Below are 26,397 nucleotides of genomic sequence, written 5' to 3'. Positions count from 1 at the left end.
AGCGCAACCGCCGCTCCACGCTGAGCGCAACCGCCGCTGCCTGCTGAGACTCGTCGGCCCGCCGTAACGAAACACCTGGCACGCGCAATCTTCGGCTCCGGCGAACCGGGGTGAGGCCCGCGTACGCCTAAGGGGGTGAAGCGGGGAGGCAGCGACCATGGCGAATGCCGTCGAGCAAGAGTTTCACGAGTTCGTGCGGGCGCGGCTGCCCGGGCTGCGGCGGGCGGCGTACCTGCTCTGCGGCGACTGGACGCGCGGCGACGACATCGTGCAGCGCGCGCTGACCGACGTCTACGTGCGCTGGCGGCGGGTCCGGCGGGCCGAGAACGTCGACGCGTACGTGCGCACGGTCCTGGTGCACCGGTTCATCGACGAGCGGCGGCGCGGCTGGTCCGCGCGCGTGTCGCTCGTGGACCGGGTGCCGGAGCGGCCCGCCGAGGACGTCGCGCTGCAGGGCATCCCCGCCGGGCTCGAGCTGCGGCAGGCGATGGCGCGGCTGCCCGACCGGCAGCGGGCGGTACTGGTGCTGCGGTTCTTCTATGACATGTCCGTCGAGCAGACGGCACTGGCCATGCGCTGCGCGCCCGGCACGGTCAAGAGTCAGACCTCGGCGGCGCTCGCCACGATGCGGCGGCTGCTTGAGGACACCACCGAGCACGCGGGGAGGGCACGGTGAACGACTGGGAGGAGGGCCTGCGGGTCCTCATGCGCGACGGCGACGAGGCCCCGGCCTCGCGCGTCGACCTGGGGCGGGTGGTGACCGAGGGGCGGCGGCGCCGGCGGCGGGCCGCGGCCGCGGGCGGGGCGGTGGCCGCTGCGGTGCTCGCCCTGGTCGCCGGGGTGGCGGTCACGCTGCCGGGGCGGCCCGAGGGCGGGCCGGTGCCCGGGGCGGCGGACGCATCGGGCGCGACCCGGGCCGGGGTCGGCGGGTTCGATCCGGTGCTGGTCCTGCGGCTGCGGCCGGGCTGGTTGCCGGACGGGGTCGCGGCCGGCCCGAGCCCGTCGCTGTGGGCGGCGCGGCAGTCCGAGCGGTACGCCGACCAGCCCGCGACCACCGACTTCACGATCTCGCTCTACGCGCCCGGGTTCGTGCCGCGCTTCCTCGACCCGGCCACGAAGGCGGACGAGCCGGCGATGCTCCTCGACCCCGCGGACTCCCTCGGCGGGCGTCCGGCGCAGTGGTACAGCGAACAGGCCCACCCCGAGCGCAGCGGGCTGCTGTGGCAGTGGGCGCCGGACGCGTACGCCAGCGTGGAGGGGATCACGCCCGGCTCGGCGGCGCAGGACCGGGCCGTGTGGCGCCACGTCGCCGAACAGCTCGCCACGAACGCGCGCCGGCCGGTGCCCGTGCCGGGATACGTCACGGACACGCCGGCCGGCGTGGCGCTGATCGGCATGGACCGGGTCTTCGACCGCACCCGGCAGCGGTGGGCCACGGTGCTGGTCCTCAACCGCTACGCGTACGTGCCGCCGCCCGAGGGCCGGCCCCGGCCCGGCATCGAGGTCACGTTGACGCCGGGCGGAACCGTCGGCACGGTACACCTGGCCGACCACGAGGACGAGTGGACCATCGATCCCGTTCGCTGAGCGACTCAGGCGATCGCGGCGACGACCTCCGCGGCCCGGCCGGCGTGCTTCTGGTACGCCCCCGGGTACGCGGAGCGCTGCACCGCCTGGGCCGCGGCCGTGACGCTCATGCTCTGCCAGCCCGACACCCGGGCGAGCGCCGAGTAGAACAGCGCGGCCGAGTGCGCCGGGTCCATGAGCTCGGGCACGCTGCCCCAACCCTGGCTCGCGCGCTGCTGGAACAGCCCGACCGAGTCGTGGTCGGTCGAGACGGCGTCGTGCGGCAGCTTCATCGAGGACGGGACGGCCGGGCTGGCGACGTTGTAGAGGTCGCTCTCCTGCATCGCGGTGGCGACCGCCACGACGAGCCCCTTCTCGGGCACGCCCTGGGCGCGGCCCTGCCGGACGATCGCGGCCGCGTTGTTCATCTGGGTCTGGTTCAGCCCGGCGACCGGCCGCGGCAGGGCGGGCGGGGGCGGGGGGACCGGCGCGGGCGCGTCGGAGAGTGCGGCCTGCCCGTCGAGCTGGGACAGCACGAGCGAGGCGTCCTCGGTGTACAGCGGCGCGGGCGCGGCGGGCGCGGCGACCGGCGGGCGTGGCGCGCCGGCGGAGGCGGAGTGGCCGGCCGAGCCGGACGCGAGCAGGGTGGCGGACAGGACGACCGCGGACACGGCCACGGGCTTGACGGTCAGCAGTGATCGGCGATGACGCGCCTGGAATTGGCGCGGTAAAGGTTTCAGCAAGATCATTCCTCAGACGGATGCGGGCGCGCGCCATCGGCACGATCCCGTGGTGCGAAAGGGATCGCGCGGCGGCGAGACGAACGGTCAGCGGGTGGACACGGGCCAGGTCAGGTCCTGGCGATCACCCGTCCGAGGGAAAGACGACACAGGGCGTCGACGAACACGAGAAGGTCTCCTTCCGGTGCCGCCTACCGGGTTAGCTGACGGGTTCGGACGGGAGGATTCGCCCTACCGTGACTCGGTCACGGATACACCCCAAGGACTGCGATGGGTCCCCGGCTCACGACGCCGAAGTGAGCGTCGCGACTCGACGGCGCCCGCCCGGTGGCCCCGCATTTCGGAGCGCGTCGCCCGTGGCAGACCACCCGACAGTAACGGGGACTTCAGGACTCGGCCAGCCACAGCAACGGGATCCCACCCGGCGCACCGGAACGCTCACCGTGCGCTGTCACACGATCGGTCATCCCGCGCCCGTGCCGAGCGCCCTTGACCTGGTACATCGCCCGATCCGCCAGGCGCAGGGCGGCCCCGGCATCGAGCACCGTGTCATCGATCACGGCCGCCCCGACGCTGACCCGCACCCGCAACACGTGCCCGTCGTGCACCACCGGCGCCGAGACGGCCCGCTCGACCCGGTCGACGAGCGCGGCCAGGCCGGCCGCGTCGGTGCCGGGCAGGTCGGTGGCGAGCACCACGAACTCGTCGCCGCCGAGGCGGGCCACGGTGTCGCCGGGCCGGACGAGCGCGCACAGCCGCTGGGCCACGGCGACGAGCACCGCGTCCCCGGCGTCGTGACCGAGCGTGTCGTTGACCGTCTTGAAGTCGTCGAGGTCGCAGAAGAGCAGCGCCCCGACACCGTGTCCGGACCGGGCCCGGCGGACCGCGGCGGCGAGCGGTGCGGCCAGCGCGTCGCGGTTGGCCAGGCCCGTGAGCGGGTCCCGGGACGCCCGGCGCACCAGGTCGGCCTCGGCCGCCTTGCGCTCGGTGATGTCCTGGACCTGCAGGATGCCGAAGGCGGGCGGCCCGGCCACGATGGACAGCGTCGCGGCGACCCAGATCACCGTGCCGTCGCCGCGCACGCAGCGGATCTCGTAGTCGCGCACCTGGGTGCCCTTGCCCGTGGTCGCGGCGGCGAAGGCGAGCCGGGCCAGGTCGAGGTCGTCCGGGTGCATGAGGTCGGCGATGCGCAGCTCGAGCAGCTCCGCCTCGGTGCGGCCGAGCAGCTCGCACAGGGCGGGGTTGACGCGGGTCATCCGGGCCTGGGTGGCGCCGGCGAGGCCGAGCATGCACATGCCCGTACCAGCACCCGTGAAGGCCAGCCGGAAGGCCTCCTCACTGGCGGCGAGGTGACGGCGCTCCCGCTGCAGGGCCTCGACCAGATTGGCGTTGTTGATCGCGATGCCGGCCTGCGCGGCGAGCATCTCCAGCAGCTCACGCTGCAGCGGCCCGGGCCGGCGGCCGTCGGTGGGCAGGTCGACGCCGAGGATGCCGACCAGCTCGCCGTCGGGCGCCCGCAGCGGGGCGAACAGGGCGTCGAGCGGGTGCCAGCGCTCCGCCTCGGGCACGTCCTCGCAGCCGGGCACGGCGTCGGGCACCCAGGAGTGGATGTGATCGCTGTGCCGCTCGTGCGGGAGGTACCGCAGCTGCCCCCACGCCTCCGTGCGCCCGAGGTACTCGTCGAGCTCCGCCGCCGGGTACCGCGTCCCGAGCAGCGTCGCGCGCGCCTCCTCCGAGCCGGCCAGCGCGATCGCCTCGTACTCGCCCTCCGGGTGCAGGTAGTTGACCACGGCGACGGCGAACCCGGTCCCGTCGACGACGGCGTCCACGATGAGCTGCAGGGTCTCGGCCAGCGTGGTGCCGGTGTTGATGCGGCCCGTGATGCGGTACACCGAGCGGATCGCGTCCATCGCCGCGTCTCGATCACGCATCGCTCGCCTACCCGCGTCCGGCCGACCCTGCACCCTTACATCGACGCATCAAACCGGATCTGAAGTAAACCCCTTCGGCGTCACGAGATTGCCGCGGGCAGTCGCAGTGCCCCCGCGGCGCGCCGGGCCTCGCGGGTCATCGCGGCGATCATCAGGCCGTTGCCCGGCAGGTACGGCAGCATGCGGATGCTCAGGTGCCGCAGCTTCACGGCCAGCTCGGACTTCGGCGCGAAGCCGCGGGCCGGGGCGAGCGCCGCCTTGTGGTTGACGTCGACGAAGCCGCGCATCTGACGGTCATATGCGGGCAGATCGTGCAGATTCGCCGCGAGCACGTACGCCCCCACGAGCGCCATGCCGGTGCCCTGGCCCGTCAGCGCGGAGGGCGCGTAGCCGGCGTCGCCCACCAGCGCGACCCGACCGGCCGTCCAGGCGGGCATCCTGACCTGGGCGTTCGGGGCCACGTACAGGTCGGGAGCGGCCCGCATCAGCTCGAGCAGCCGCGGCACCACCCAGCCCGAGCCCTGAAACGCGTTCTCGATGGCGCGCAGGCGCTCCTCGCGGTCGCGGGATGGCATCGGGCCGCCGTACAGCAGCGTCACCTTCACCGTCTCCGAGCCCTTGTCGGTCTTGACGCTGACGACCCGGCCCGGCATCGAGTGCACCAGCTGCCAGCGCTCGATGCCCAGCTCGTTCGGGGCCGTGAAGACCGCACTGCTGCTGCCGAGGTGGTGCAGGTACTGCCGCGACGGCCCGAACACGAGCTCCCGGACGCGCGAGTGGATGCCGTCCGCCCCGATGACGTAGTCGAACCGCCGGGGCGGGGTGTGACGGAACGTGACCCGATCCCCGGCGATCTCCTCGATCGTGTCGCCGAAGATCCACTCGACGCCCGCGGGGACCTCGGCGTGCAGCAGCCGGGTGAGGTCGCCCTTCATGATCTCGATGTCGGCGGGGTCGAGCACCCCGAAACCGAGCGGCAGCGTGGCGATGCGTTTGCCGGCGGCGTCGACGAAGCTCGTGCCTTCGGTGTCGGTACCGTGCGCACGGGCCTTCGCCGCCACTCCCATGCGCTCGGCGACCTCGAGCGCGACGCCGCGGATGTCGATCGCGTACCCGCCCGCGCGGATCGCCGGCGCCCGCTCGACCACCGTCACCGCGCACCCCTTCCGGGCCAGCAGCGCGGCGGCGGCATTGCCGGCGATGCTCGCGCCGGAGATCAGAACCCGTGTCATGCGTACACCGTACGAACACCGCGACGGGGCGCTCAACGACGCGTGTACGGCGGTAGGGTGTGCACTAGTGCCCCCCTACCTGAGGATCGTCGCCCGGATTCGGGCCGCCATCGCCGCGGGCGACCTGCGTCCAGGCGACCGCGTGCCCTCGACGCGCGAGCTGATGCGGACGTACGGGGTGGCCATGGCGACCGCGACCAAGGCGCTGACCGCGCTGCGGCAGGAGGGCCTGGTCGAGCCGCAGCCGGGCATCGGCACCGTGGTGGCGCGCCGCCCCCGCTCCCCCGCGGCGGGTCCGGCGGCGGACCCCGACCGCCTCGTGTCGACCGCGATCCGGCTGGCCGACACCGACGGGCTGGCCGCGCTGTCGATGCGGCGGCTGGCGGCCGCGCTCGGGATGCCGACGATGACGCTGTACCGGCACGTCACGAACAAGGAGGAGCTGCTGCTGCTCATGACGGACGCGGCCTTCGGCGAGGCGCCGCTGCCGGACTCCGCCGGCCGGGCCGCGGGCTGGCGGGCTCACTTGACGATCTCGGCGCGGTTGCAGTGGGGGGTGTACCGCCGCCATCCGTGGGTCGCGGAGGTCATGTCGTTCACGCGTCCCCCGATGGCCGTGCGGGCGATGGCGCACACGGAGTGGTGCCTGGCCGCGCTGGAACGGGCGGGCCTGGCGCTGCCGGTGGCCATGCACGCCACGATGATGCTGGCCAACCACGTTCGCGGTACCGCGGTGAACCTGGAGTGGGAGGCGAACGCGGAGCAGGACACGGGCGTGGACAACGTGGAGTGGTTCACGGCCCAGGAGGCACGCTTCGCCCAAATCACCGCAACCGGCGCTTTTCCGGCTTTTTCCCGACTTGCCGCCCTCGGCCCGGATGCGGTGGACTACGAGCTGGACGCGCTGTTCGAGTTCGGCTTGACACGCTTGCTGGACGGCCTGTCGGCGCTGGTGGACGCCTTGCCCCACCGCCCGTGAGGCGCTGCGCGTGCCGCGCGGCGCGACCGCGTGCGTAGGCCTTGCCCCACCGCCCGTGAGGCGCTTCCCGTGCCGCGCGGCGCGACCCGCTGCGCGTGCCGCTCGGCGCGACCGCGTGCGTAGGGTTGCATCATGAAGATCCCGACCGTAACCCTGAACTCCGGCCACGAGATGCCGGTCGTCGGCTACGGCACCTACCCCCTCCAGGGCCGCTCAGCCACCGAAGCCATCCTCGCCGCCATGGCGTCGGGCTACCGCCTGCTCGACACCGCCGCGTCCTACGGCAACGAGGACGCCGTCGGCGCCGCCGTGCGCGAATCCGGCCTCGACCGGGCCGACCTCTTCATCACCACCAAGCTCCGCGGCGCCGACCAGGGCCGCGGCTCGACCCGCGCCGCGCTCGAAGCCTCGCTCGAGCGCCTCGGCCTGGACCACGTCGACCTGTACCTCATCCATTGGCCCCTGCCGGCCGTCGGCCGGTACGTCGACTCGTACGCCGAGATGGCCGAGCTGCACCGCGAGGGCCTCATCCGCTCGCTCGGCGTCTCCAACTTCCTCCCCGAGCACATCGACGCCGTGGTCGCCGCGACCGGCATCGTTCCCGCCGTCGATCAGCTCCAGGTCTCGCCGTCGCACGCGCGGGCCGAGATCGTCGGCGCCGTGCAGGGCAAGGACACCGTGGTGCAGGCGTGGAGCCCGCTCGAGCGCAACACCGGCGTGCTCGAAGACTCCGGCATCGTGGCCGTGGCCGATCGGCTTGGCGTCACCCCCGCTCAGGTCGTGCTGCGCTGGCTGCTCCAGCGCCAGGTCACCGTCGTCCCGCACTCGTCCGACCCCTCGCGGCAGCGCGCGAATGCCGACCTGTTCGGGTTCGAGCTCTCCGCGGCCGACCTGGCCGTCGTCGACTCCGTTGCCCAGATGCCCGTCAAACAGGACCCGGCTACCTGGGAAGAGTTCTAGTCGGCGGCGGGCGTTGTTCCGTTTTCCCCACCAGCGTACCCAGCGCCACCTAACCGATCATGATCATGCGCCGTCGAAAGAGTCGCTGGTCATGGTAGTTGCAGGGCCCGGCCGGACACCGCCCCACACACTCTCGGTAGCCGCGCCGCGGCCCCCGGTGATTACGCTCTGAGCCTACCGGCACACCACCAGCAGCGGCCCTACACCGCCGCAGCAGCCGACGCCGACCGTGATCAATACCGCCGCCAGCGCCTGCTCGACGATGACGGCGGCCAGTCAGACGGTGCAGAGCAGCGGCAGGTAGAGGTCCCAGCGATCGTCCCGGAACGCGCTGGCGTTGCCGTTGCCGCCCCAGTTCGGGCACTGCCGCTGGTCGGTGATCGGGTTGAGGTACAGCACGAGCACAGCCAGCGCGGCGAACCCGATGAGGCAGGCCCACAGACCCCGCGGTCGCTCCACCCCGCGAACCCTAACGACGCCATGTGCAGAACCCGTGCGCCGCCGGTGAAGATCGCCGGCCGGCCCGCCAGCCATCGTGCGAGAGCGGGCAGGCGCGGAGCCTCAGTCGAGCAGCTGATCCAGCGCAACGTCAGGGTCGGCGAGCTTGGCCAGGTCGACCGCGGTGCCCTTGTAGCCGGCTCGAACCAGCGCCTGGATCGGGTCGGTCACGTCCCAGACGTTCGCGTTCATGCCCGCCAGCACGCGCCCGTCCTTGACCCAGAAGGCGATGAACTCCGGCGCCTTGCCGTCGCGGATGGCCGGGTCGCCGCGGAACACCACGGTGTCGTACTCCCCCGGGACCGCGAACCCGCTGTACTCCATCCCGAGGTCGTACTGGTCCGAGAAGAAGTACGGCACCCGGTCGTACACGACCTCCTCCGAACCCAGCAGGGCCTTCCCCGCCGCCTTGCCGCCGTTCAGCGCGTTCGCCCAGTGCTCGACCCGCACGCGCCGGCCCAGCAGCGGGTGGTCCAGGTTCACCACGTCGCCCGCGGCGTACACGTCGGGGGCCGAGGTCGCCAGGCCCGCGGAGACGAGCACGCCGTTGTCCACCGCCAGGCCGCCGTCCACGGCCAGCTCGGTGTTCGGCTGGATGCCGATGCCGACGACGGCCACGTCCGCGGGCAGTTCGGTGCCGTCGGTGAGCACCACCGACGAGAGCGCGCCGGTTCCGCCGAAGGAGGCGACGCCGGTACCGAAGCGGAACGTGACGCCGTGGGCCTCGTGCAGATCACGGAAGACCGCCGCCACCTCGTCGCCGAGGACCTTCTGCAGCGGCAGGGCGGCCTGCTCGACCACGGTTACGTTCGCGCCGTGGTGGCGGGCCGCGGCGGCGGTCTCCAGGCCGATCCAGCCCGCGCCGATGACGACGACGTTCGCGGCCGTGCGCAGGTGCTCCAGGAGGGCGTCGGACTCGTCGATGGTGCGCAGGTAGCGGACGCCGTGCAAGGCATGTCCAGGCACGTCCAGGGTGCGCACCCGCGAGCCCGTCGCGAGCAGGAGCCTGTCGTAGTGCAGCTCGTCGACGCCGTCCAGAACAAGAACATGCGTCGCCGGGTTCAGGTGGGTGACCCGGGTGGCGAGACGCAGGTCGACGTCGTGCTCCGCGTACCAGCCGGGCTCGTGCACGAACGCCTTCTCCCGGGCGCCTTCCTTGCCGTGCAGGTGGTCCTTGGACAGCGGAGGGCGCTCGTAGGGGCGCTCGGTCTCCTCGCCGATCAGGATGATCCTGCCGGTGAAGCCGTCGGCGCGCAGCGTCTCCGCCGCCTTCGCACCGGTCAGGCTCGCTCCGACAATCACAAACGTGCGCTCGTCAGCCATACGACAAGCCTGTCACGAAGTGGCGAGACGCGCGTGCCACGAGCAGCGAGACGCGCGTCGAGACGCGCGGGTCACGAAGTGGCGAGACGCGCGTGCCACGCCACGGCGGACTGGTCGGTCAGGCTCGCCACCTGGTCGATCACCACGCGGAGCCGGGCCGCGTCGTCGGGCGCGGCGCGCCACATCGGGGCGAAGACCGGGTCCAGCGCGTCCGGGCCGCGGTCCAGGAGAGAAGCCACAAGCGACTGCAGCAGGTGTACCTCATCGGCGTACCGCTGCGAAGAACCCGGCCTGCGCATGACGTATCGCAGCGCGATGCCCTTGAGCAGGGCGCAGTGCGCGCGCACCAGGGGCGGCACGAGCAGGTCGGCGGCGTAGCGGCGCAGCGGGGCCGGGCCGTGGCGCTCCCGGGTCGCCGCGACCGCCGCGGCCGCGAACCGGCCGGTCAGCACGCTCGTCATCCGCTTGAGGGCGATCTGCGCGGGGTGGCTGCCGTCGTAGTCGTCCAGCGGCTCGAACACGGGGTCGGCGAGCAGGTCGAGCAGGATGGCCTCGAGGTCGGCGGCGGACTCGTGGGAGTACGCGGCGGCCACGTCGGCGCACAGTGCCCCGCGCTCGGCGGCGTCGACGCGCAGCGGGGCGAGGTGGACGTACCCCCCGTGAATCCCGTCCTCGAGGTCGTGCACGGAGTAGGCGACGTCGTCGGCCCAGTCCATCACCTGCGCCTCGAGGCAGCGGCCCGGCCCGGCCTCGGCCCGCAGCCACGCGAAGACGGCGGCGTCGTCCGGGTACACGCCGAACTTGCGCCGGCCCTCCTCGCGGAACCACGGGTACTTCGACACCGCGTCCAGCGCGGCCCGGGTCAGGTTGAGCCCGGCCCCGGGCACCTTGGCCTCCAGCCGGGTCAGCACCCGCAGCGTCTGCGCGTTGCCCTCGAAGCCCCCGCACGGGCCGGAGACGGCGTCGAGCGCGTCCTCGCCGTTGTGCCCGAACGGCGGGTGGCCGAGATCGTGCGCGAGCCCGGCGGTGTCGACCACGTCCGGGTCGCAGCCGAGGCGGGCCCCCATCTCCCGGCCGATCTGGGCGACCTCCAGCGAGTGGGTGAGCCGGGTCCGCAGGAAGGCGTCGGTGCCGGCCGTGTGCACCTGGGTCTTGGCGGCCAGCCGGCGGAAGCCCGCGGAGTGCAGCACCCGCGCGCGGTCGCGCTGGAAGGGTGTCCGGCCGTTGTCGGCCGATGTGGTGACGGTGTCCTTCTCCGACTCGGGCACGAAGCGGTCGGCATCTGCGGAGGTCACGATTCGAGCTTAGAAGAGTCCTCACCCCTGGGCTCCGGGATCGGCACCGGTGGCTCGGCGGGGGGCTCGCGGGGCGGGGGCTCGTTCAGCGCCTCGACCATCGGGGTCATGAGCACCTTGACGGCCGCGACGATCGGGATGGACATGAGTGCCCCGACGACGCCGAGGATCGCGCCGCCGGTGAGCGCGGCGAGCAGGACGGCGACCGAGGACAGGTCCACCGTGTTGCGCAGCACGCGCGGCGCGATGAGGTAGTTCTCGACCTGCTGGTACGCGACGAAGAACACGATCAGCACGACCGTGGACGTCAGGTCGCCGGTGACCAGCGCGACGACGCAGCAGCCGGCCGCCCCGACGGTGGCGCCGATCATCGGGATGAGGTCGGTGAGCGCGACCCACACGGCCAGGGGCAGCGCGAAGGGCACCCCGAGCGCGAAGAGGCAGACGAACGACGACACCCCGGCGAAGAGGCTGATGACCAGGTTGCCGATCATGTAGCCGCCGACCTTGTCGACGACGACGTTGATCGCCTGCGCGGCCCGGGGCCGGTTCGCCCGCGGGACCAGCCGGACCAGGCCGCGGCGGATGCGCGGCAGGTCGGCCATGAAGTACACGGTCAGCACGGTCACCAGCAGCACGTTGAGCAGCGCGCTGAAGACGCCGGTGAGGACCCCGAGCGCGCCCCCGCCGACCTTGGCCGGCAGCGTCTTGGCGAACTCGGCGAGCCGTTCGGTCAGCCCGTACCGGTCGGCGATCTCCTGGTAGGTGCGCGAGCGGTCCTGCAGTTCCTGCTGGTAGTGCGGGATGTTGGCGAGCAGGTCGCCGGCCTGCCCGACGAGCGGGGGCACCAGCGACCACACGAATCCGGCGAGGATCGCCAGGACCAGCACCCCGATGACGGCGACGGCGATCGAGCGTCGCACGCCGTGGCGGATCAGCAGCCGTACCGCCGGATCGAGACTGACCGCGACGAAGAGCGCGATGATCACCTGGACGAGCACCTGGCGCACCGAGTAGAGCGCGAACGCGCCCACGCCCACCGTGAGCAGGCCCAGCCCGGCCGCGATGGCCAGCCGGTAGGTTTTTGCGAAGGTCATCGGTTTGGCCGGATGATGCAAAATTCGTTGCCCTCGGGGTCGGCGAGCACCACCCAGGCGGCATGCTCGGGCTCACCGAGATCCACGTGCCGGGCGCCCATGTTCACCAGCCGCTCGAGCTCGGCGTCGAGATCGTCGGGGCGCAGGTCGAGGTGCAGGCGGTTGCGGGCCCGCTCTTCGTGGTGCTGCAGGGTGAAGACGATGCGGGGATGGCCGTCGACGGCCGGGCCGATCACGACCTCGTGCGGGGCGACGCTCTCGACGCGGTGGTCGAGCACCTCGGCCCACCAGCGGGCCAGGCGCTCCGGGTCGATGGCGTCCACGATCAGCGCGTACCAACGACTCCCCATACACACCTCCGCCTTGCGTGGGGACTCACCTTACGCCGAGCGGAGGGCCGTCGCAGCCGTCCGCTGCGGCGGGGGTTGGGCAGCTTAGTACGTTTCCGGCCCTCCTGGTGGCCAAACGTGCAAATTGCAAAATTCAAAAACCGATCAGTCAGCGGTTCATGGCCGAAGCACGGAGTAGTGGATCGATGACTGCGGGGTAACTTGCCGTGAACGCGCCGTGATTCCGCCGTACCCGCGCGTCCAGCTAAGCCGCGAAACCAGGAGCAAGTGTTGCCTGCTATCGATGAATGTCTCCGCCGTGCCATGTCCATCCGGGGCGCGATCGGGGCCAGCCTCATCGACTACACCACCGGCCAGACACTCGGGCTGGAGGGCGGCCAGGAGCACATCGCACCCCACGCCGATCCCGCCGCTGCCGCCCTGGGCACGGCGAGCGTGATCCATGCCGCTATGCAGACCGCGGCCTATGCCCCGGCGGTCCCGGGCGACTCGGTGGAGGACGTCATCATCAGCACATCGGCCGCGTACCACCTCATCCGGCCGGTACGCACCAGCTTCGACTCCCGCCTCGTGCTCTACGTCTGGCTCGACCGCAACGAGGGGAATCTGGCCATGGCCCGCCGCCGGGTCCGCTCGCTCGCCGACGACCTCGCGTGAACGTGGTCGCATCAGGGGCGAAGGCGAGCAACCCCGGCAAGCAGCCTCAGTTCCCGCGGGGCACCTCGCCCGTCAAGGCCCTCGGCCAGCTCGCGGCGCAGGGCGCGACCGGCGCGCTGACCGTGCGCGGCGAGCCCGGCGGCGTCATCTTCCTGCGCGGCGGCCTGGTCAACGGCTGCGAGTCGCCGGCCGCGCCGAGCGTCGACCGGCTGCTCACCGCGTGCGGCAAGGTCGAGGAGCGGGTGTGGGAGACCATCCCGTCCCGGCCCGCCCGCGCGCTCGTCGAGGGCGGGCACGTCACCGCGGCCGAGATCGAGCTCTGCGCGCTGCAGGCGCTCTACGACGCGGCCTTCTTCGTGCTCAGCACCGCCCGGGCCGAGCTGCGCTTCGACGAGGGCATCGAGCACTGGCTCGGCGCCGAGGCCACCGTGACGGCGGACCAGGTGTGCGACCACGTCGCCCGCCAGCGGCGCATGCTCGACGAGGTGCACCCCTCCGAAGCAACCGACCTCGCACCGGTCGTGCCGGTCCTGCGACCGGGACTCGACCGGGTGCTGCTGTCCGGCCTGCAGTGGGAGATCGTCCTGCACGCGGACGGGCAGCGCACCCCGCAGGAGCTGGCCGGCCTGCTGGGACGCTCGGCCTACGCCGTGACGCTGGACGTGCGCCGGCTGGCGGCGGCGGGGCTGGTCGCAGCGCCGGAGACTCCGGCGGAGGCGCCGCCGATCAGAGCCGTCGCACCGGTACCGCACGAGGCACCCCCCGAGCCTCCGCCGAAGGAGGTGCTGCCCCAGCGCGTCCCCGGCACCTTCACGTTCGAGGAACCGGCGCCCTCTCCGGCGCGCCGGGAACTGCCGGCGGGGGTCAGCGCGCTGGCGGTACTGCCGGGGGCGATCGACAAGTCACCGGACGAGTCGCTGCTGAAACGGATTCGCGCGGCGTTGCTGGCGCTGCGGTAGGGCCCACCGGCCCGGCCGCGGCGGAAGGGAGGAGACGACTCGATGAGGACCGACGCGGAGCTGCGCGGCGAATTACTGGCGGAGCTCAGCCGGCTGCGACGGACGGTGCCCGAGATCACCGGGTGCCTGGTCGCCAGCACGGACGGCCTGCTCATCGCCGAGGACGCCCACTCGCTCGCGGTCGAGGGGGTCGCGGCGCTGGCGGCGGCCTGCCTCGGTGTGAGTCAGCGCATCGCCGGCAGCGCCGGTCACCAGGACTTTCAGGAGGTGCTCATCAGCAGCACAGGAGGGCACGTCGCCATGTACATGGCCGGCCACGGCGCGGTGCTGGTGCTGATGGCCCGCGCCGACGCGAACGTGGCCCGGCTGCACCACGAGGCGCGCCGGGCGATCGCGGTGGTGTCCCGGGTGATGGCCGACGCCGCGCTGAGCTTCGCGAAGTCCGTGCCGGAGCCGGCGGCATGGTGAGCCGGGGCGGTGGCCTGCACCGCAGAACCAGACGAAGTACCGAATCTTCCCCCACTTCCCCTACTAGAAAACTCTCGGAGGTAGCCATGGCGGACATGGAGACTGCGCTCAAGGAACTCATGCAGATCGACGGCGCCGTCGGCGTCGCGCTCGTCGACTACAACAGCGGGATGGCGCTCGGCGTGCTCGGCGGGTCCAAGGACCTCGACCTGACCGTCGCCGCGGCCGGCAACACGGACGTGGTGCGGGCCAAGATGCGCACGATCGAGATGCTGAACCTCAAGGAGGGCATCGAGGACATCCTGATCACGCTGGCGAACCAGTACCACCTGATCCGCCCGGTCACCGGCCGCTCGGGCAAGGGCCTGTTCCTCTACCTGGCCCTCAACCGGCAGCGCGCGAACCTGGCGCTGGCCCGCCACCAGCTGTCCCGCGTCGAGGACGAGATGGAAGTCTGAGTCCGCCGCACACGAGAAGAAGGCCGGGGCGCCGTTGCCCCGGCCTTCTCAGTGCTCACCGGGGACTCGAAACCCGGTGAACTGTCACCTGCCGCCGACCCACGTCATCGGGAGTCGGAACCGGTGGTCTCGATGGCCGCGCGCCCGGCCTCCAGGCGGGCGACCGGCACGCGGAACGGCGAGCAGGACACGTAGTCCAGGCCGACCTCGTGGAAGAAGTGCACGGAGTCGGGGTCGCCGCCGTGCTCGCCGCACACCCCGAAGTGCAGTTCGGGCCGGGCCGCCCGGCCCTCGTCGACCGCGATGCGGACCAGCCGGCCCACCCCGTCGCGGTCGATGGACTCGAACGGCGAGACGCCGAAGATGCCCAGCTCCAGGTACCGCCAGAAGAAGGCTCCTTCGACGTCGTCGCGGGAGAACCCCCAGCCCATCTGGGTCAGGTCGTTGGTGCCGAACGAGAAGAAGTCCGCGGCCTGGGCGATGTCGCCCGCGGTGAGCGCGGCCCGGGGCACCTCGATCATGGTGCCGATCTTCACGTCGACGGCGAACTCGCCGATGATCTTCTCGGCCTCGGCGCGGATCGTCTCGAGCTCCTGCACCGCGCCGACCAGCGGCACCATGATCTCCGGGTGGGCGTCCGGCACGGCCGCGGCCGCCTCGACGATCGCGCGCACCTGCATCGCGAACAGGCCCGGGATGACCAGGCCGAGGCGCACGCCGCGCAGGCCCAGCATCGGGTTCTCCTCGTGCATGCGGCGCACGGCGTCGAGCAGGTCCTTGTCGTGGCCGGGGTCCTCGCCGCGCTCCTCGGCCACGGCCACCTTCACCGCGAGGTCCTCCAGCGGCGGCAGGAACTCGTGCAGCGGCGGATCGATGAGTCGTACCGTCACAGGCAGTCCGGCCATCTCGCGGAACAGCTCCGTGAAGTCCTCGCGCTGCAGCGGCAGCAGCTCCGCCAGTGCGGCCTCGCGCTGCTCGGTGGTGCGGGCCAGGATCAGCCGCTCCACGAGCGCGCGGCGCTCGCCGAGGAACATGTGCTCGGTGCGGCACAGGCCGATGCCCTGCGCGCCGAAGCGCCGGGCCCGGGCCGCGTCCTCGCCGGTGTCGGCGTTGGTGCGCACCCGCAGCCGGCGCCGCTCGTCGGCGTGCGTGAGGATGCGGTGCACGGCCGAGACCAGCGGGTCGGCCTGGGGGTCGAGGGTGCCCTCGAAGTACTGCACCACCGGCGAGGGCTGCACGGGCACCTCGCCGAGGTAGACGCGGCCGGTCGTACCGTCGACGGAGATGACGTCACCCTCGGACACCACGTGGCCGTCCACGGTGAACTGTCCCTTGTGGAGGTTGACGTCGAGCTCGTCCGCCCCGCACACGCACGTCTTGCCCATGCCGCGGGCCACGACGGCGGCGTGTGAGGTCTTGCCGCCCCGGCTGGTGAGGATGCCCTGCGCGGCGATCATGCCCGGCAGGTCGTCGGGGTTGGTCTCCCGGCGCACCAGGATGACCTGCTCGCCCTCCTTGGCCATGGCCACCGCGTGCTGGGCGTCGAAGACCGCCTTGCCCACGGCCGCGCCCGGGGACGCCCCGACGCCGCGGGTGAGCTGCTCCGGCTCCGCGGACAGGTCGAAGGTCGGGAACATGAGCTGGGCGAGCTGGGCGCCGCTGACCCGGTGGACGGCCTCGTCGAGGTCGATGACGCCCTCGTCGACGAGGTGCGTGGCGATCACGAACGCGGCCGCGGCCGTGCGCTTGCCCACCCGGGTCTGCAGCATCCACAGCTTGCCGCGCTCGATCGTGAACTCGATGTCGCACAGGTCCTTGTAGTGCTCCTCCAGCGTGGTCATGATCGACATCAGCTGGTCGTAGCTGGCCTTGTCCCGCTGCTCGAGGTCCTGCAGCGGCATCGTGTTGCGGATGCCGGCCACGACGTCCTCACCCTGGGCGTTGGCCAGGTAGTCGCCGTACACCCCGCGCTCCCCCGTCGCCGGGTCGCGGGTGAACGCGACGCCGGTGCCGGAGTCGGCGCCCAGGTTGCCGAAGACCATCGCGACCACGTTGACCGCGGTGCCGAGGTTCGACGGGATGCGCTCCTGCCGGCGGTACAGCACCGCCCGGTCGGCGTTCCAGGACCGGAACACGGCGCCGACGGCGAGGTCGAGCTGCTCGCGGGGGTCCTGCGGGAAGTCGCGCCCGGTGTGCTCGGAGAAGATCCGCTTGTAGTCGGCGACGAGCTCCTTGAGGTGCTCGGCCTTCAGCCCCACGTCGTCGCGGGTCCCGGCGCGGTGCTTGGCGTCGTCCAGCGCGTGCTCGAACTCCTCGCCCGGCACGTCGCAGACGGTCTTGCCGAACATCTGGATGAGCCGGCGGTAGGAGTCCCAGGCGAAGCGCTCGTCGCCGCCCGCCTGCGCGGCCAGCCCGGCGACGCTGTCGTCGGTCAGCCCCACGTTGAGGACGGTCTCCATCATGCCGGGCATGGAGAACTTGGCGCCCGAGCGCACCGAGACCAGTAGCGGGTCGGCGGGCTCCCCGAGCCGGCGGCCCATCTTCTCCTCGAGGGCGGCGAGGTGCTTGGAGATCTCGTCCTGGCCGGGCATCTCGCCGGTCTCCAGGAACGCGCGGCAGGCGTCGGTCGTGATCGTGAAGCCGGGCGGCACCGGCAGACCGAGGTTGGTCATCTCGGCCAGGTTGGCGCCCTTGCCCCCCAGCAGGTCCTTGAGGTCGCGGTTGCCCTCTTCGAAGTCGTACACGAACTTCTGCACAACGCCTCCATACCCACTGAGCCCACGTTTAGGTCCTGGGTGTGCCGGACACCGTAAGTCGTGTTTTTGGTTGGTGGCCATGCCGGGTGACAAGTCTGACAAGAATCGGCACACACTTCGATTCTCCCTGCATTTGGGAGCGATCCCACGAGCAGAAACGCGCATCTTCACTGCTGAGAGCGCTCTCTTTCCGGTCTCAACACCCGATGCGCTTTGTTGATTCGGCGGTCCCTTTTCCGCGCAGAAACGAACTTTCTCGTTCTGCCCCCTGGCGCTCGTTCGTGGGCGCGGCGGCGCGCTCGCGCTCGTTTGGGGGCGTGACGGCGGGCGTGGGACCATCGGGGACGTGCCCCTGCAGCTCGGACCCCACGTCGTCGACCCGCCGGTCGTGCTCGCCCCCATGGCGGGCATCACGAACCAGGCGTTCCGCCGACTGTGCCGCGAGCAGGGCGCCGGCCTCTACGTGTGCGAGATGATCACCACAAGAGCCTTGGTCGAGCGCAACCCGAAGACCATGTCGATGATCAGGTTCGCCGAGGGCGAGCACCCGCGCAGCCTGCAGCTCTACGGCGTAGATCCCGCCACGATCCGCAAGGCCGTGGAAATGGTCGTCGAGGAAGACCTGGCCGACCACATCGACATGAACTTCGGCTGCTCGGTCCCGAAGGTGACCCGCCGAGGCGGCGGCTCAGCCCTGCCGTGGAAGCGCCGCCTGTTCGCCTCGATCGTGTCGTCAGCGGTGGACGCGGCGGAGGGCCTGCCGGTCACGGTGAAGATGCGCATCGGCATCGACGACGACCACCAGACGTACCTGGACGCCGGCCGAATCGCCCAGGACGCCGGCGTGGCGTGGGTCGCCCTGCACGCCCGGACGGCCGCCCAGCGCTATTCAGGAACGGCGGCCTGGGACGCGATCGCGGCTCTGAAGCAGGCGTTGGACGTCCCGGTGCTGGGCAACGGCGACATCTGGGAGGCGACGGACGCCCTGGCGATGATGTCCCAGACGGGCTGCGACGGTGTGGTCATCGGTCGCGGCTGCCTGGGCCGCCCTTGGCTGTTCGCCGACCTGGCCGCCGCTTTCGCGGGCCGCTCTTCACGGGTACTGCCTTCGCTGGGCGAGGTGGCGGCCCTGATGTACCGGCATGCCGAGCTGCTGACGGAGTGGCTGGGCACGGAACGCGACGGCGTGACGGACTTCCGCAAACACGTCGCCTGGTATTTGAAGGGCTTTCCGGCGGGCGGCGAACTGCGGCGCTCCCTGGCCATGTCCTCATCGCTTTCAGAACTGGCCGACCTACTGTCGGAGCTGGACCATTCGGCACCTTTCCCGCGCGAAATCCTCGGGCAGCCACGGGGCCGGACAGGCACCCCGGGCAAGGTGGTGTTGCCGGAGGGTTGGCTTCAGGACCGCGACTCCGATCTCATCCCCGAGGGCGCCGAACTGGACGACTCCGGCGGCTGACCTCGAGCCTTGTCCCCGCGCGGTTGGTCAGGACTGGTCGATGCGGATCATGGCGATGCCCGGCCGGACCTTGGCGATCGAGTCGAAATCCGCGTCGACGTGCAGCAGCGTCAAGTGCTGCTCCTGCGCTGTCAAGGCAATGATGATGTCCATCGGCGAAGGTCCGCGGTGATGGCCGATTTTGATGAGATCGCGCTGGACTGCGAGCACATGACGCCACGGGTCGTCGAGTGCCGGGCACCAGCCGAACGTCCGGCGCAGCACGGCGAAGAACGGCTCATACTCGCGGTCGGCGCGCACCGAGACCATGAGTTCGGCCTCCACCGGTGGGCAGAGCGCGACAACACCCTGCGCGACGTAGCGAGGCCACGGATCTGCAATCTGTTTCCGCAACAGGCGCCAGGCGGCCGAGGTGTCCGCCAGATAGGTCATCGCCCAGCCCGCTCGGCATCTTCCAGGACGTCGAAGTCAAGGATGAGTTCCGCGTTGTCCTGGAGCCACGCCAGCCCGCGGGCACGATCGTCTGCGCTGGTGCCGGCCGCGATGGCAAGCGCCCTGTTGATCGTCTCGCGCTTGGTCTTGGTGCCGAGCTGACGCTGCGCCAACGCCAGCGTCGCCTCGTCCAGATCAATGACGGTACGCGCCATGCCGGCCTCCTGATATACGCAGATGCAACCTGATATCAGGTCAAGCATACTCAGTGCCCTCGCGCGCGGACAGCACCCGCACCGACCGGATCACGCTCAAGCGTGACTCATCACAAAACGTCAGCTGCTCGATCCGAAGGTGACTCGCCGCGACGGCGGTTCGGCTCTGTCGTGAAAGCGCCGCCTGTTCGCCTCGATCGTGTCGTCCGCGGTGGACGCGGTCCACGGCCTCCAGGTCACGTGAAAATGCGCGGTGTTGCGCAGGGTGGCGATGACGGCGGGTCCGGTGCCGGTCCGGGCCGAAGCGGTAGCTAAGCTTCCGCCGTCCTGGATATCACTACGACGTCCGTCGTCGCGTCCTTCAACGACGCGAGTTCTGTGTCTCTCGTGGTCCTCGCCGACAGCTCCCGCTGCGGGCGGGTTGCCACAGCGGGCACTGGCATCCGGCTGGTCGAAGGCGGCCACTCAACCTCGACCAGGGTGCCGCAGGCCTCGAACCTGCTGGCGGTTTCGCAACCTACTCAGCTTGCACTCCAAATGTCACAGGAATGCTGCGAACCCACGCGGCGCGATCCTTTCGTCCGTCCCGTTCGTCGCTTGCGGCAATCGCCTCAATCGCGTCGAGGAATCCCTGACGCTCACCTGGATCCATCTGCAGAAGCTGATACATGATACATGATACATGATACCTTCCTCCGCTTTTACCGACATACCCGAGGCGGGATCCAACTCCTCAATGTCCTCGAGGTGCGCGATCGCCGTCAATAGAGCATTAACTATCCGCGTGGCCGCCACGGTGCCAACCTTACCTTGATTCGTGATACCCCAACTCTCAAGGGTTTGTCGGGCTCCTTCCACCCCCACCCTTCGGGCCAGTCATCCAGGGCCGCTCATACACGGCCTGCACCCCGTGGAAGTGAGCTACTACCGATTGCCGCTCCGCTTGGCGTCTCGACTTCGGTGTAGGCGCAAGACTGAGCTTGCGGTCAATCGCCTCGTCACCGTATGCCGTATCGAACCTGGCCTTCACTACAGATCCGTCCGGCATTTCGGCGGAGTACTCCGGCACCTCTCGCTTGCCGTTCGCATTCGAACGCGTGTTCACCGCTTGGGACTCGTAAACCGCGGGATCCTCTAAGGTGCTCCGCGCGGGTGGCGTCGTGCTCTGGTTGCCGCCTTCGGTGACCAGTCGGTGGCCTCTACAGCCTTATTCCCGCACGGCAGTTCGATCTGATGGTTGTGGACGAGGACGGGCTGGCCGGCGGTGAGGACGTAGTACGTGTGGACGTCGGCCATGGTGAGGTCGCGCATGTCCTTGGCGCCGGTGAAGTTCTTGACGTCGGTGACCTCGACGGTTGCGCCGTCGTCGGTCTTCAGTTCGTCGCCGGGCTTCAGCTCTGCCGCGTTCACCCACGTGTTCGTGGTGCGGTTCCAGAACGGGTGGTGCTGCGTCGTGTGCAGCACCGTCGTCGTCGCGCCGACCGCGAGCGCCGCCGCGGCCGTCATCGCCGCGCCCACCTTCGCCAGCTTCAGCGCCAGCGAGGTTGTGGCCGCCGGCTTGGCATTCGTATCCGCTGAGACGACCCGAACCGTCACGTCCGTGAGCTCGGTGTCGTGGTTGAGCCACAGCTTCGTCACCGGCTTCGGCTGCGTAGCGCCCGTCTCCGGGTCCGTCTTCGATCTTCTTCGTCGAGCCGTCCGCCATCAGCACCCGCGTCTGCGGATCGAAGCTGTGCTTCCCGCACGGCGCCTTCTTCCCGGCCTTACCGCCCGAGACCGCGCCTCTGATCCCGCCGACCAGCGCACTCGTGCCGACCGAGCCCCAGTCGACCTTGCCGGTAGTACCGAACTGGCCCACCGCATCCGAGATCGCGCCGCTCACGGCGCCCGAGATCGCGCCCGCGACGACCTTGCCGAAGGTGTTGACCGCCAGGCCGCCGAGCTTGTTCGCGGCCCAGCAGGCGACCTTCCCGCCGACCACGCCGCCCAGGGCACCGCCCGCCGCGCCGGCCAGTCGCGCGTGTCGAACTGGCCTGTGTCGGTGTTGTACCAGCGGGCCATCATGTTGAGCCGGCTCGTTGACGTGTCCGTCCACTCCGACTGGTAGCCGAGGCTGCCCTGCATGCCCGTCGACGCGAGGACCTTGCCCGGCGGGTCGTAGACCGTCGAGCTCGACAGGCTCGTGCCGGTCGCGGTGAACAGGCCGGTGATGTCGTCGTGCAGGTCGGTGTACGCGTACTGCGCCGACGCGCCCTTCACGCCGACGACCGCGCCGCCGGGGTCGCGGGTGTACGTCGCCGTCGTGTCCGCCGCGAGGTCGTTGTCCAGGCCCGAGTACGACAGGCCGGTCTTCGTCTGTCGCCCCAGACCGTCGTACGTGTAGGTCGTCGTGCCCTGCTGCGCCACCTGGCCGTACGCGTCGGTCTTCGTCAGCACGCCGTTCGCCGAGGCGAGGGTGCCGCGCGGCGTGTACGTATAGGTGATGCCGCCGGTCTGGGTCAGCAGGCGGTTGCGCTGGTCGTAGGTGAACGTCTTGGCGCCGTTGGTCAGGCGGTTGCCCGACTTGTCGAACGTGTAGTTCGTCGTCGCGGTGCCGTTGTTCACGACGTCAGGCGGTTGGCCTGGTCGTACGTGTAGGTGTTGGTGACCGTGCCGCCGAAGCCGGTCGTGGCCTTCGACGTCTCGTTGCCGTTGTTGTCGTAGCCGTACGTGATCTTCGTGGCCGACGTGCCGCCGGACGTCTTGAGCTCGTCGGTCTCCAGGCGGTGCTGGACGTTGTAGCCGAACGTCCGCACGTTGCCCGTGCCGCCGTACGTGACGGTCTTCGGCTGGTTGATCGTGTTGTACGTCAGCTTCGTCGCGACCGACGTGCCCGGGTTCGCGACCGTGTCGAGGCGTCCGGCCGAGTCGTAGGCGTACGTCGTCGTCCCGGCCGCGTCCAGCCGGCTGCCCAGCTGGCCGTCGGCCTTGTAGCCGAGCGTCGCCGAGCCCGACACGCCGCTCGTGGTAAGCAGCAGGCCGCGGTCGTCGTACGTGAACGTGTTCGCCCCGCCCTCCGCCCCGGCGCCGGTCTCGCCCGTGAGCTTCCCGACGTCGTTGTACGTGTTCGTGATCGTCACGCCGCCGGGCAGCGTCTGCGTCGGCGGGCGGGCGAGCGCGTCGTAGGCGATCGTGAACGTGCGGTCCGAGGCGTTCGGATGCGCGGTCGTCGACGGCTCGATCTGGAATTCGGGGAGGCTGTTGAGGAACGTGACCGCGTTCTCCACGGTCTGGGCGCCGGAGACCTCGAGGTACTGCACCTTCGCCTTCGTCTGCTGCGACGCGTCCTGCATCGCCGCCCAGACCGGCCCGGCCGCCGCGCCCCGGACCCCGTCCTGCGGCGTGAGCAGGCAGGCGGTGAACTCGAGGTACTCCCGCTCACGCGGTGGCTCGGTTGCCGGGTCGGGCCACAGTGCGATCGCCAGCACGATCGCGACGCCGAGCGCCGCCGCGCCGCCCGCGAGCAGGCGCTGCGCGAGCGTGAAACGGCGCCACCAGGCGACCGGTGGCTGTTATGCCGTCTTTCGGGCCATGAGGCGCCTCCCCCGTCGTCGGCCTCTGCGGCGCGCACGCCAGGAGACGCACGCCGGAAACTCCACTGGGGTACGCCACGGGCCGGACACCCCCGTTGATGCCCGGCCCTGTCAATGGAGCGGCTGGCGAAGTCGCAGGAACGCTCAGCCCACGTAGGCCAGCAGCCGCATGTCCTTCATCGCGTCGCCCTCGGCGATCGACGCCACCTGGCGCAGCTGCGCGTCGAGCACCACGACCCGCCCGTCCCCGCGCACCAGCGCCTGCCCGTTCGCGGCGAAGAGCACGGTGCCGCTCACCGGCAGCGCTACGGCCTTGCTCGTGGCGGTGTCGACGACCGCGAACGTGTCCCACTTTCGCGACGGGTCGGTCCCGAGCCAGCCGACTGCGACGTACCGGCCATCGGCCGACACCCCGCGTGCGGCCCACCCCGAGTAGCGCTCGGCGTCGGCCGCCGGGGGCTGGTACGAGTACACGTGGCTCTGCTGTCCGTTCGTGACCAGTCGCTGGTCGTTGAACTTCGAGGCCTTCCAGGAGCCGTCGGCCGAGGCCGCCTGGAGCTGCTCCGGGTCGGCGATCGGCGTCGCGGCCCCCTTGGCGAGGTCGTACGCGATCTGGCGTCCGTCCTTGCTCGCGGCGAGCAGATCGCCGCCCTTCCACACGAGCGCCGCCGCCCCGAAGCAGAGCACGCCGGTGTCGACGGTCTTCTTGCCGGACCCGTCGGTCGCCTCGACGAACAGCGACCCGGTCCCCTTCAGCTCGTCCGCGTCTCCGATCCAGGCCACGCGCTTGCCGTCGGGCGAGACGGTCATGCTGTTGGATTCGCAGGGGCCGCCCCCGCCGGAGACCTTGGCCTTGACGACGTCCTGGTCGCCGCGCACCGCGTGCGCGGTCGCGTCGTGCTGGTCGAACGCGAGGTACCACCGGGTCGCTGTAGCCGCCCCGTCAGCATTGCTCGGCGCGTCGGTCGCGGGGGGGCGAACTGTCCCCGCCCTGTGCGGTGGCCTGGTCGGCGCTCGTGTTCTTGTCCGTGGAGCAGCCGGCCAGGCCGACGAACGCGGCGAGCGCGAAGGTTGCGGCGACGATACGGGAGACGTTGGCACGCATGGGGTTCCGTCCTCTGGGTCGGTGACGCATCGAAGAGACGCCACCCAAGACGCAACCTTGGTGCCAGACAGTTGCCGTTCTTCCGAAGATTTTTCGCTCGAGCCCTCAGCGGCGCGGCCGGACCGCCTCCTTTTCAACCTGTCACTGCCGTCGGCGCGAAGTCACCATCGCGGAGCGCACTCCGGGCTCGGTGTCGTTCCGCTTATTTCACCGTACCTGATGGCACCAAACTATTGATCTTGTCGTATCTATACGCGATTTTGATCTCACGCAGCGCGACGATGCGCCGGGTCGTCCACGCGGGCCTGGCCTTGGATCAGACGCAGGCGCGACGGAGTCGGGGCCGGGGGCGGCACCTCGTCCAGCGCCGCGGGGCGACGCCACTGCCACGGCGGCCCCTGACGACCCGCCGGTGGGCGGCCCGGGTCGAGCGCCGGGCGGGACAGGGCGAGCACGATGCCGTACCCGGCCAGCACGAAGCCGTGCGAGATCAGCCGGGTCGTCTCCACGGTGCCGTTCATCAGGTCGCTCGCGCTCAGCAGGGCGAGCAGCGCCACGAACGCGGTCAGCATGGGCAGCGCCCCGGCCGGCGTGGCGCGGCGGGTCGCGATCCAGGCGAAGCCGGCGCCGATGGCCACGTTCCAGGCCGCGGACTCGTGGAAGACGTGGCCGGAGCCGTGGATGTGGTTCGTGCTCGCGGCGGTCGCGGCCTGGGTGATGCCGAGCACGAACTGCGCGAGACCGAACAGGCCAAGAAGAACTCTCAGCGTCAGTACGAGTTGGCGCTTGCCGAACACCCGCCGTTTCCTGGACTTGAAGCCCGCGAGCAGGGATTCCACGGGCGGCGGGGTGCCGGGCACGGGCTGCAGCCGCACCAGTCGCGTCACGGCCTGGGCCTCGCGCTCCCACTGGCGGCACGCCGCGCATCCCGCCAGGTGCGCGTCGACCAGCGCCGGCTCGATCGGTTCGTCCTCGCCGTCGAGCCGGGCCGACAGCGCCTCTCGGTACCGCTCACACTCCACGGTTGGATTGTCGCCGCACGCGGCGGGTTAGTTCCAGCCGAAGCCAGGTAACCGCACGTGAGGCCCACATGCGGTCAACCCGCGTGCAGTCCCCGGCACTCACCGCTCCGCGCGAACGCACGCCCCGGCCAAGGGCAGCGCGGCGCCGGCTACTCCGTATCTCCGCGCACGGGCAGATCTCCACGCGCGGGCAGATCTCCGCGCACGGGCAGATCTCCACGCGCGGGCAGATCTCCACGCGCGGGCAGATCTCCACGCGCGGGCAGACGGAATCGGTCTCGGTACGCGCGCGAACCGCCAGACTCACGCAACTCCGAGTGCGCGAATCCACAAGTGCGTGAGGGTGTCCACAAGTACCTCCCGGTCGTCGAAGGGCGGGATGCGGGAGGCGGCGAGGTAGTACAGCCGCTCGCCGAGCCAGGTCAGCGACGCCGCGAGCGCGGGGAGGTCGGCGCCTTCGAGGCCGGGCTCGTCCGCGATGCGCGCGAGGGTCGCGGCGGTGAAGGTGTCCATCTGTGCAAGCCAGAGTTCGCGAAGCTGTGCGTCCGAGGCCCAGCTCTCCACGATCGCGCGCAATACACCGGCGTTGGCGAGCCATAGGTCGGCGCCGGCCGCGATCCCGTGCCGCAGCGCCTCCCGCGGACCGAGCGCTTCCGGCGGCCCAGCCGCCGTCTGCGGGCCGGGCACTTCCGGCAGCCCGGCCGCCGTCTGCAGGCCGGGCACTTCCGGCAGCCCGGCCGCCGTCTGCAGGCCGGGCACTTCCGGCAGCCCAGCGGCCGTCTGCGGGCCAGGCGCCCCCTCCACCATCGACGAGCCGGGCGCGCTAGGACGTGGGTCGGCGGCACCCTGCCGCGCCGCAGCCCGATCGCCGGCAGCTCCCGGAGGCGGGCCGGCCAAGGCGCCGGCAGCTCCCGGAGGCGAGCCAGCCAAGGCGCCGGCAGCCCCCGGAGGCGAGCCAGCCGAGGCGCCGGCAGCCCCCGGAGGCGGACCGGCCGAGGCGCCAACCGCGTGTGGCTCGGCCAAGGGGGCCGCAGACGACAGCCACGGCTCGGCGGCCACATGCCCGGCGCCCACCGCACGCCGGACGAGCTCGGCCAGCGCCGCCTGCTTCGACGGGAAGTAGAAGTAGAAGCTCGCCCGCGACACCCCGGCGGCCGCGATGATCTCCGCCACGCTGAGGGAGTCGAAAGTGCGCGTGTCGAGCAGTTCGCGCAGTGCGTCCAGGACACGTTCGCGCAGTTCGGTATCGGAGGGTTCATCGCGGCGGGCGTTCACGGCACACACCGTACCGTATGCAATGTCTGGACAGTGTGACCAGAC

At 71.1% G+C, this 26,397-nt stretch carries 28 protein-coding genes and 1 riboswitch; of the genes, 9 read left to right on the top strand and 19 right to left on the bottom strand.

All coding sequences use genetic code 11. The features are described 5' to 3' along the window. Positions 1–157 precede the first annotated feature (157 nt). A complete protein-coding gene (locus tag AC6JBM_RS50990; protein ID WP_497980733.1) occupies positions 158–676 on the top strand; it encodes a SigE family RNA polymerase sigma factor in 519 nt (172 codons plus the stop codon). Then, complete coding sequence (locus tag AC6JBM_RS50985) at positions 673–1,587, top strand: hypothetical protein (RefSeq protein ID WP_497980732.1); 915 nt, start codon at positions 673–675, stop codon at positions 1,585–1,587. The genes AC6JBM_RS50990 and AC6JBM_RS50985 overlap by 4 nt, the downstream gene beginning before the upstream one ends. Before the next feature lie 5 nt (positions 1,588–1,592). Here the strand turns inward: AC6JBM_RS50985 and AC6JBM_RS50980 are convergent, their stop codons facing one another. From AC6JBM_RS50980 to AC6JBM_RS50970, 3 genes are all read right to left on the bottom strand, one after another. Next, entirely contained in the window at positions 1,593–2,243 is a 651-nt protein-coding gene (locus tag AC6JBM_RS50980) for a hypothetical protein (RefSeq protein WP_497980731.1), read from the bottom strand. A 236-nt stretch (positions 2,244–2,479) separates the two neighbouring features. Then, positions 2,480–2,619, bottom strand: a riboswitch (cyclic di-AMP (ydaO/yuaA leader). A gap of 73 nt (positions 2,620–2,692) precedes the next feature. Then, entirely contained in the window at positions 2,693–4,237 is a 1,545-nt protein-coding gene (locus tag AC6JBM_RS50975) for a sensor domain-containing protein (protein ID WP_497980730.1), read from the bottom strand. Between the two features lie 80 nt (positions 4,238–4,317). Beyond that, on the bottom strand, positions 4,318–5,469 hold the full coding sequence (locus tag AC6JBM_RS50970; protein WP_497980729.1) for an FAD-dependent monooxygenase: 1,152 nt from the start codon (positions 5,467–5,469) through the stop codon (positions 4,318–4,320). 67 nt (positions 5,470–5,536) lie between these two features. Here AC6JBM_RS50970 and AC6JBM_RS50965 point away from each other — a divergent pair, with 67 nt between their 5' ends. Next, on the top strand, positions 5,537–6,448 hold the full coding sequence (locus AC6JBM_RS50965) for a TetR/AcrR family transcriptional regulator C-terminal domain-containing protein (protein WP_497980728.1): 912 nt from the start codon (positions 5,537–5,539) through the stop codon (positions 6,446–6,448). Positions 6,449–6,580: 132 nt separating this feature from the next. Next, positions 6,581–7,408: an aldo/keto reductase gene (locus tag AC6JBM_RS50960; RefSeq protein ID WP_497980727.1), complete on the top strand. Its 828-nt coding sequence runs from the start codon at positions 6,581–6,583 to the stop codon at positions 7,406–7,408. Between the two features lie 276 nt (positions 7,409–7,684). Here AC6JBM_RS50960 and AC6JBM_RS50955 read toward each other — a convergent pair whose 3' ends face one another. The 5 genes from AC6JBM_RS50955 to AC6JBM_RS50935 form a co-directional block, all read right to left on the bottom strand. Beyond that, on the bottom strand, positions 7,685–7,867 hold the full coding sequence (locus AC6JBM_RS50955; RefSeq protein WP_497980726.1) for a hypothetical protein: 183 nt from the start codon (positions 7,865–7,867) through the stop codon (positions 7,685–7,687). Positions 7,868–7,969: 102 nt separating this feature from the next. Beyond that, positions 7,970–9,229, bottom strand: a complete 1,260-nt coding sequence (locus AC6JBM_RS50950) for an NAD(P)/FAD-dependent oxidoreductase (protein WP_497980725.1) — start codon at positions 9,227–9,229, stop codon at positions 7,970–7,972. A gap of 71 nt (positions 9,230–9,300) precedes the next feature. Continuing rightward, positions 9,301–10,524, bottom strand: coding sequence for a deoxyguanosinetriphosphate triphosphohydrolase (locus AC6JBM_RS50945; RefSeq protein ID WP_497980724.1), 1,224 nt, complete (start codon positions 10,522–10,524; stop codon positions 9,301–9,303). Beyond that, positions 10,521–11,621: an AI-2E family transporter gene (locus tag AC6JBM_RS50940; protein ID WP_497980723.1), complete on the bottom strand. Its 1,101-nt coding sequence runs from the start codon at positions 11,619–11,621 to the stop codon at positions 10,521–10,523. Before AC6JBM_RS50940 ends, AC6JBM_RS50945 begins: the two co-directional genes overlap by 4 nt. Continuing rightward, positions 11,618–11,971, bottom strand: a complete 354-nt coding sequence (locus tag AC6JBM_RS50935; protein WP_350620716.1) for a VOC family protein — start codon at positions 11,969–11,971, stop codon at positions 11,618–11,620. Before AC6JBM_RS50935 ends, AC6JBM_RS50940 begins: the two co-directional genes overlap by 4 nt. A 303-nt stretch (positions 11,972–12,274) precedes the next feature. Here AC6JBM_RS50935 and AC6JBM_RS50930 point away from each other — a divergent pair, with 303 nt between their 5' ends. From AC6JBM_RS50930 to AC6JBM_RS50915, 4 genes are all read left to right on the top strand, one after another. Continuing rightward, on the top strand, positions 12,275–12,628 hold the full coding sequence (locus AC6JBM_RS50930; protein ID WP_497980722.1) for a hypothetical protein: 354 nt from the start codon (positions 12,275–12,277) through the stop codon (positions 12,626–12,628). Continuing rightward, complete coding sequence (locus AC6JBM_RS50925; protein WP_497980721.1) at positions 12,625–13,587, top strand: ADAM 12 protein; 963 nt, start codon at positions 12,625–12,627, stop codon at positions 13,585–13,587. Before AC6JBM_RS50930 ends, AC6JBM_RS50925 begins: the two co-directional genes overlap by 4 nt. Before the next feature lie 42 nt (positions 13,588–13,629). Beyond that, the gene (locus AC6JBM_RS50920; RefSeq protein WP_497980720.1) at positions 13,630–14,055 is read left to right on the top strand and encodes a roadblock/LC7 domain-containing protein; all 426 of its coding nucleotides are present in this window, start codon (positions 13,630–13,632) and stop codon (positions 14,053–14,055) included. 86 nt (positions 14,056–14,141) lie between these two features. After that, positions 14,142–14,513 carry a hypothetical protein gene (locus AC6JBM_RS50915; RefSeq protein WP_350620724.1) on the top strand — a complete coding sequence of 124 codons (372 nt, stop codon included), beginning with the start codon at positions 14,142–14,144 and terminating at the stop codon, positions 14,511–14,513. A 104-nt stretch (positions 14,514–14,617) separates the two neighbouring features. Here the strand turns inward: AC6JBM_RS50915 and ppdK are convergent, their stop codons facing one another. Then, on the bottom strand, positions 14,618–17,269 hold the full coding sequence (gene ppdK, locus AC6JBM_RS50910) for a pyruvate, phosphate dikinase (protein ID WP_497980719.1): 2,652 nt from the start codon (positions 17,267–17,269) through the stop codon (positions 14,618–14,620). Between the two features lie 346 nt (positions 17,270–17,615). On the opposite strand from ppdK, the gene dusB reads away from it, so the two are divergent. Then, positions 17,616–18,731: a tRNA dihydrouridine synthase DusB gene (dusB, locus tag AC6JBM_RS50905; protein ID WP_497980718.1), complete on the top strand. Its 1,116-nt coding sequence runs from the start codon at positions 17,616–17,618 to the stop codon at positions 18,729–18,731. 27 nt (positions 18,732–18,758) lie between these two features. Here dusB and AC6JBM_RS50900 read toward each other — a convergent pair whose 3' ends face one another. From AC6JBM_RS50900 to AC6JBM_RS50855, 10 genes are all read right to left on the bottom strand, one after another. Further along, positions 18,759–19,163 carry a PIN domain nuclease gene (locus tag AC6JBM_RS50900; protein ID WP_497980717.1) on the bottom strand — a complete coding sequence of 135 codons (405 nt, stop codon included), beginning with the start codon at positions 19,161–19,163 and terminating at the stop codon, positions 18,759–18,761. Beyond that, complete coding sequence (locus AC6JBM_RS50895; protein WP_497980716.1) at positions 19,160–19,378, bottom strand: type II toxin-antitoxin system VapB family antitoxin; 219 nt, start codon at positions 19,376–19,378, stop codon at positions 19,160–19,162. The genes AC6JBM_RS50900 and AC6JBM_RS50895 overlap by 4 nt, the downstream gene beginning before the upstream one ends. Before the next feature lie 517 nt (positions 19,379–19,895). Then, positions 19,896–20,048: a hypothetical protein gene (locus AC6JBM_RS50890; protein ID WP_497980715.1), complete on the bottom strand. Its 153-nt coding sequence runs from the start codon at positions 20,046–20,048 to the stop codon at positions 19,896–19,898. Positions 20,049–20,512: 464 nt separating this feature from the next. Further along, entirely contained in the window at positions 20,513–21,016 is a 504-nt protein-coding gene (locus AC6JBM_RS50885) for a polymorphic toxin-type HINT domain-containing protein (RefSeq protein ID WP_497980714.1), read from the bottom strand. A gap of 240 nt (positions 21,017–21,256) precedes the next feature. Beyond that, positions 21,257–21,982 carry a hypothetical protein gene (locus AC6JBM_RS50880; protein WP_497980713.1) on the bottom strand — a complete coding sequence of 242 codons (726 nt, stop codon included), beginning with the start codon at positions 21,980–21,982 and terminating at the stop codon, positions 21,257–21,259. After that, positions 21,979–22,845 (bottom strand): hypothetical protein, encoded by an 867-nt coding sequence (locus AC6JBM_RS50875; RefSeq protein WP_497980712.1) that lies wholly within the window; start codon positions 22,843–22,845, stop codon positions 21,979–21,981. Before AC6JBM_RS50875 ends, AC6JBM_RS50880 begins: the two co-directional genes overlap by 4 nt. 249 nt (positions 22,846–23,094) lie before the next feature. After that, a complete protein-coding gene (locus AC6JBM_RS50870) occupies positions 23,095–23,829 on the bottom strand; it encodes a hypothetical protein (protein ID WP_497980711.1) in 735 nt (244 codons plus the stop codon). A gap of 64 nt (positions 23,830–23,893) precedes the next feature. Next, positions 23,894–24,055, bottom strand: a complete 162-nt coding sequence (locus AC6JBM_RS50865) for a hypothetical protein (protein ID WP_497980710.1) — start codon at positions 24,053–24,055, stop codon at positions 23,894–23,896. 266 nt (positions 24,056–24,321) lie between these two features. Further along, positions 24,322–25,077, bottom strand: a complete 756-nt coding sequence (locus tag AC6JBM_RS50860; RefSeq protein ID WP_497980709.1) for a zf-HC2 domain-containing protein — start codon at positions 25,075–25,077, stop codon at positions 24,322–24,324. A gap of 303 nt (positions 25,078–25,380) precedes the next feature. Next, complete coding sequence (locus AC6JBM_RS50855; RefSeq protein WP_497980708.1) at positions 25,381–26,352, bottom strand: TetR/AcrR family transcriptional regulator; 972 nt, start codon at positions 26,350–26,352, stop codon at positions 25,381–25,383. Between the last annotated feature and the right edge of the window lie 45 nt (positions 26,353–26,397).

The sequence above is a fragment of the Dactylosporangium thailandense genome, from assembly GCF_059739745.1.
The sequence above is the reverse complement of the archived record's forward strand: the minus strand, read 5'-3'. Positions and strand labels throughout refer to the sequence as shown.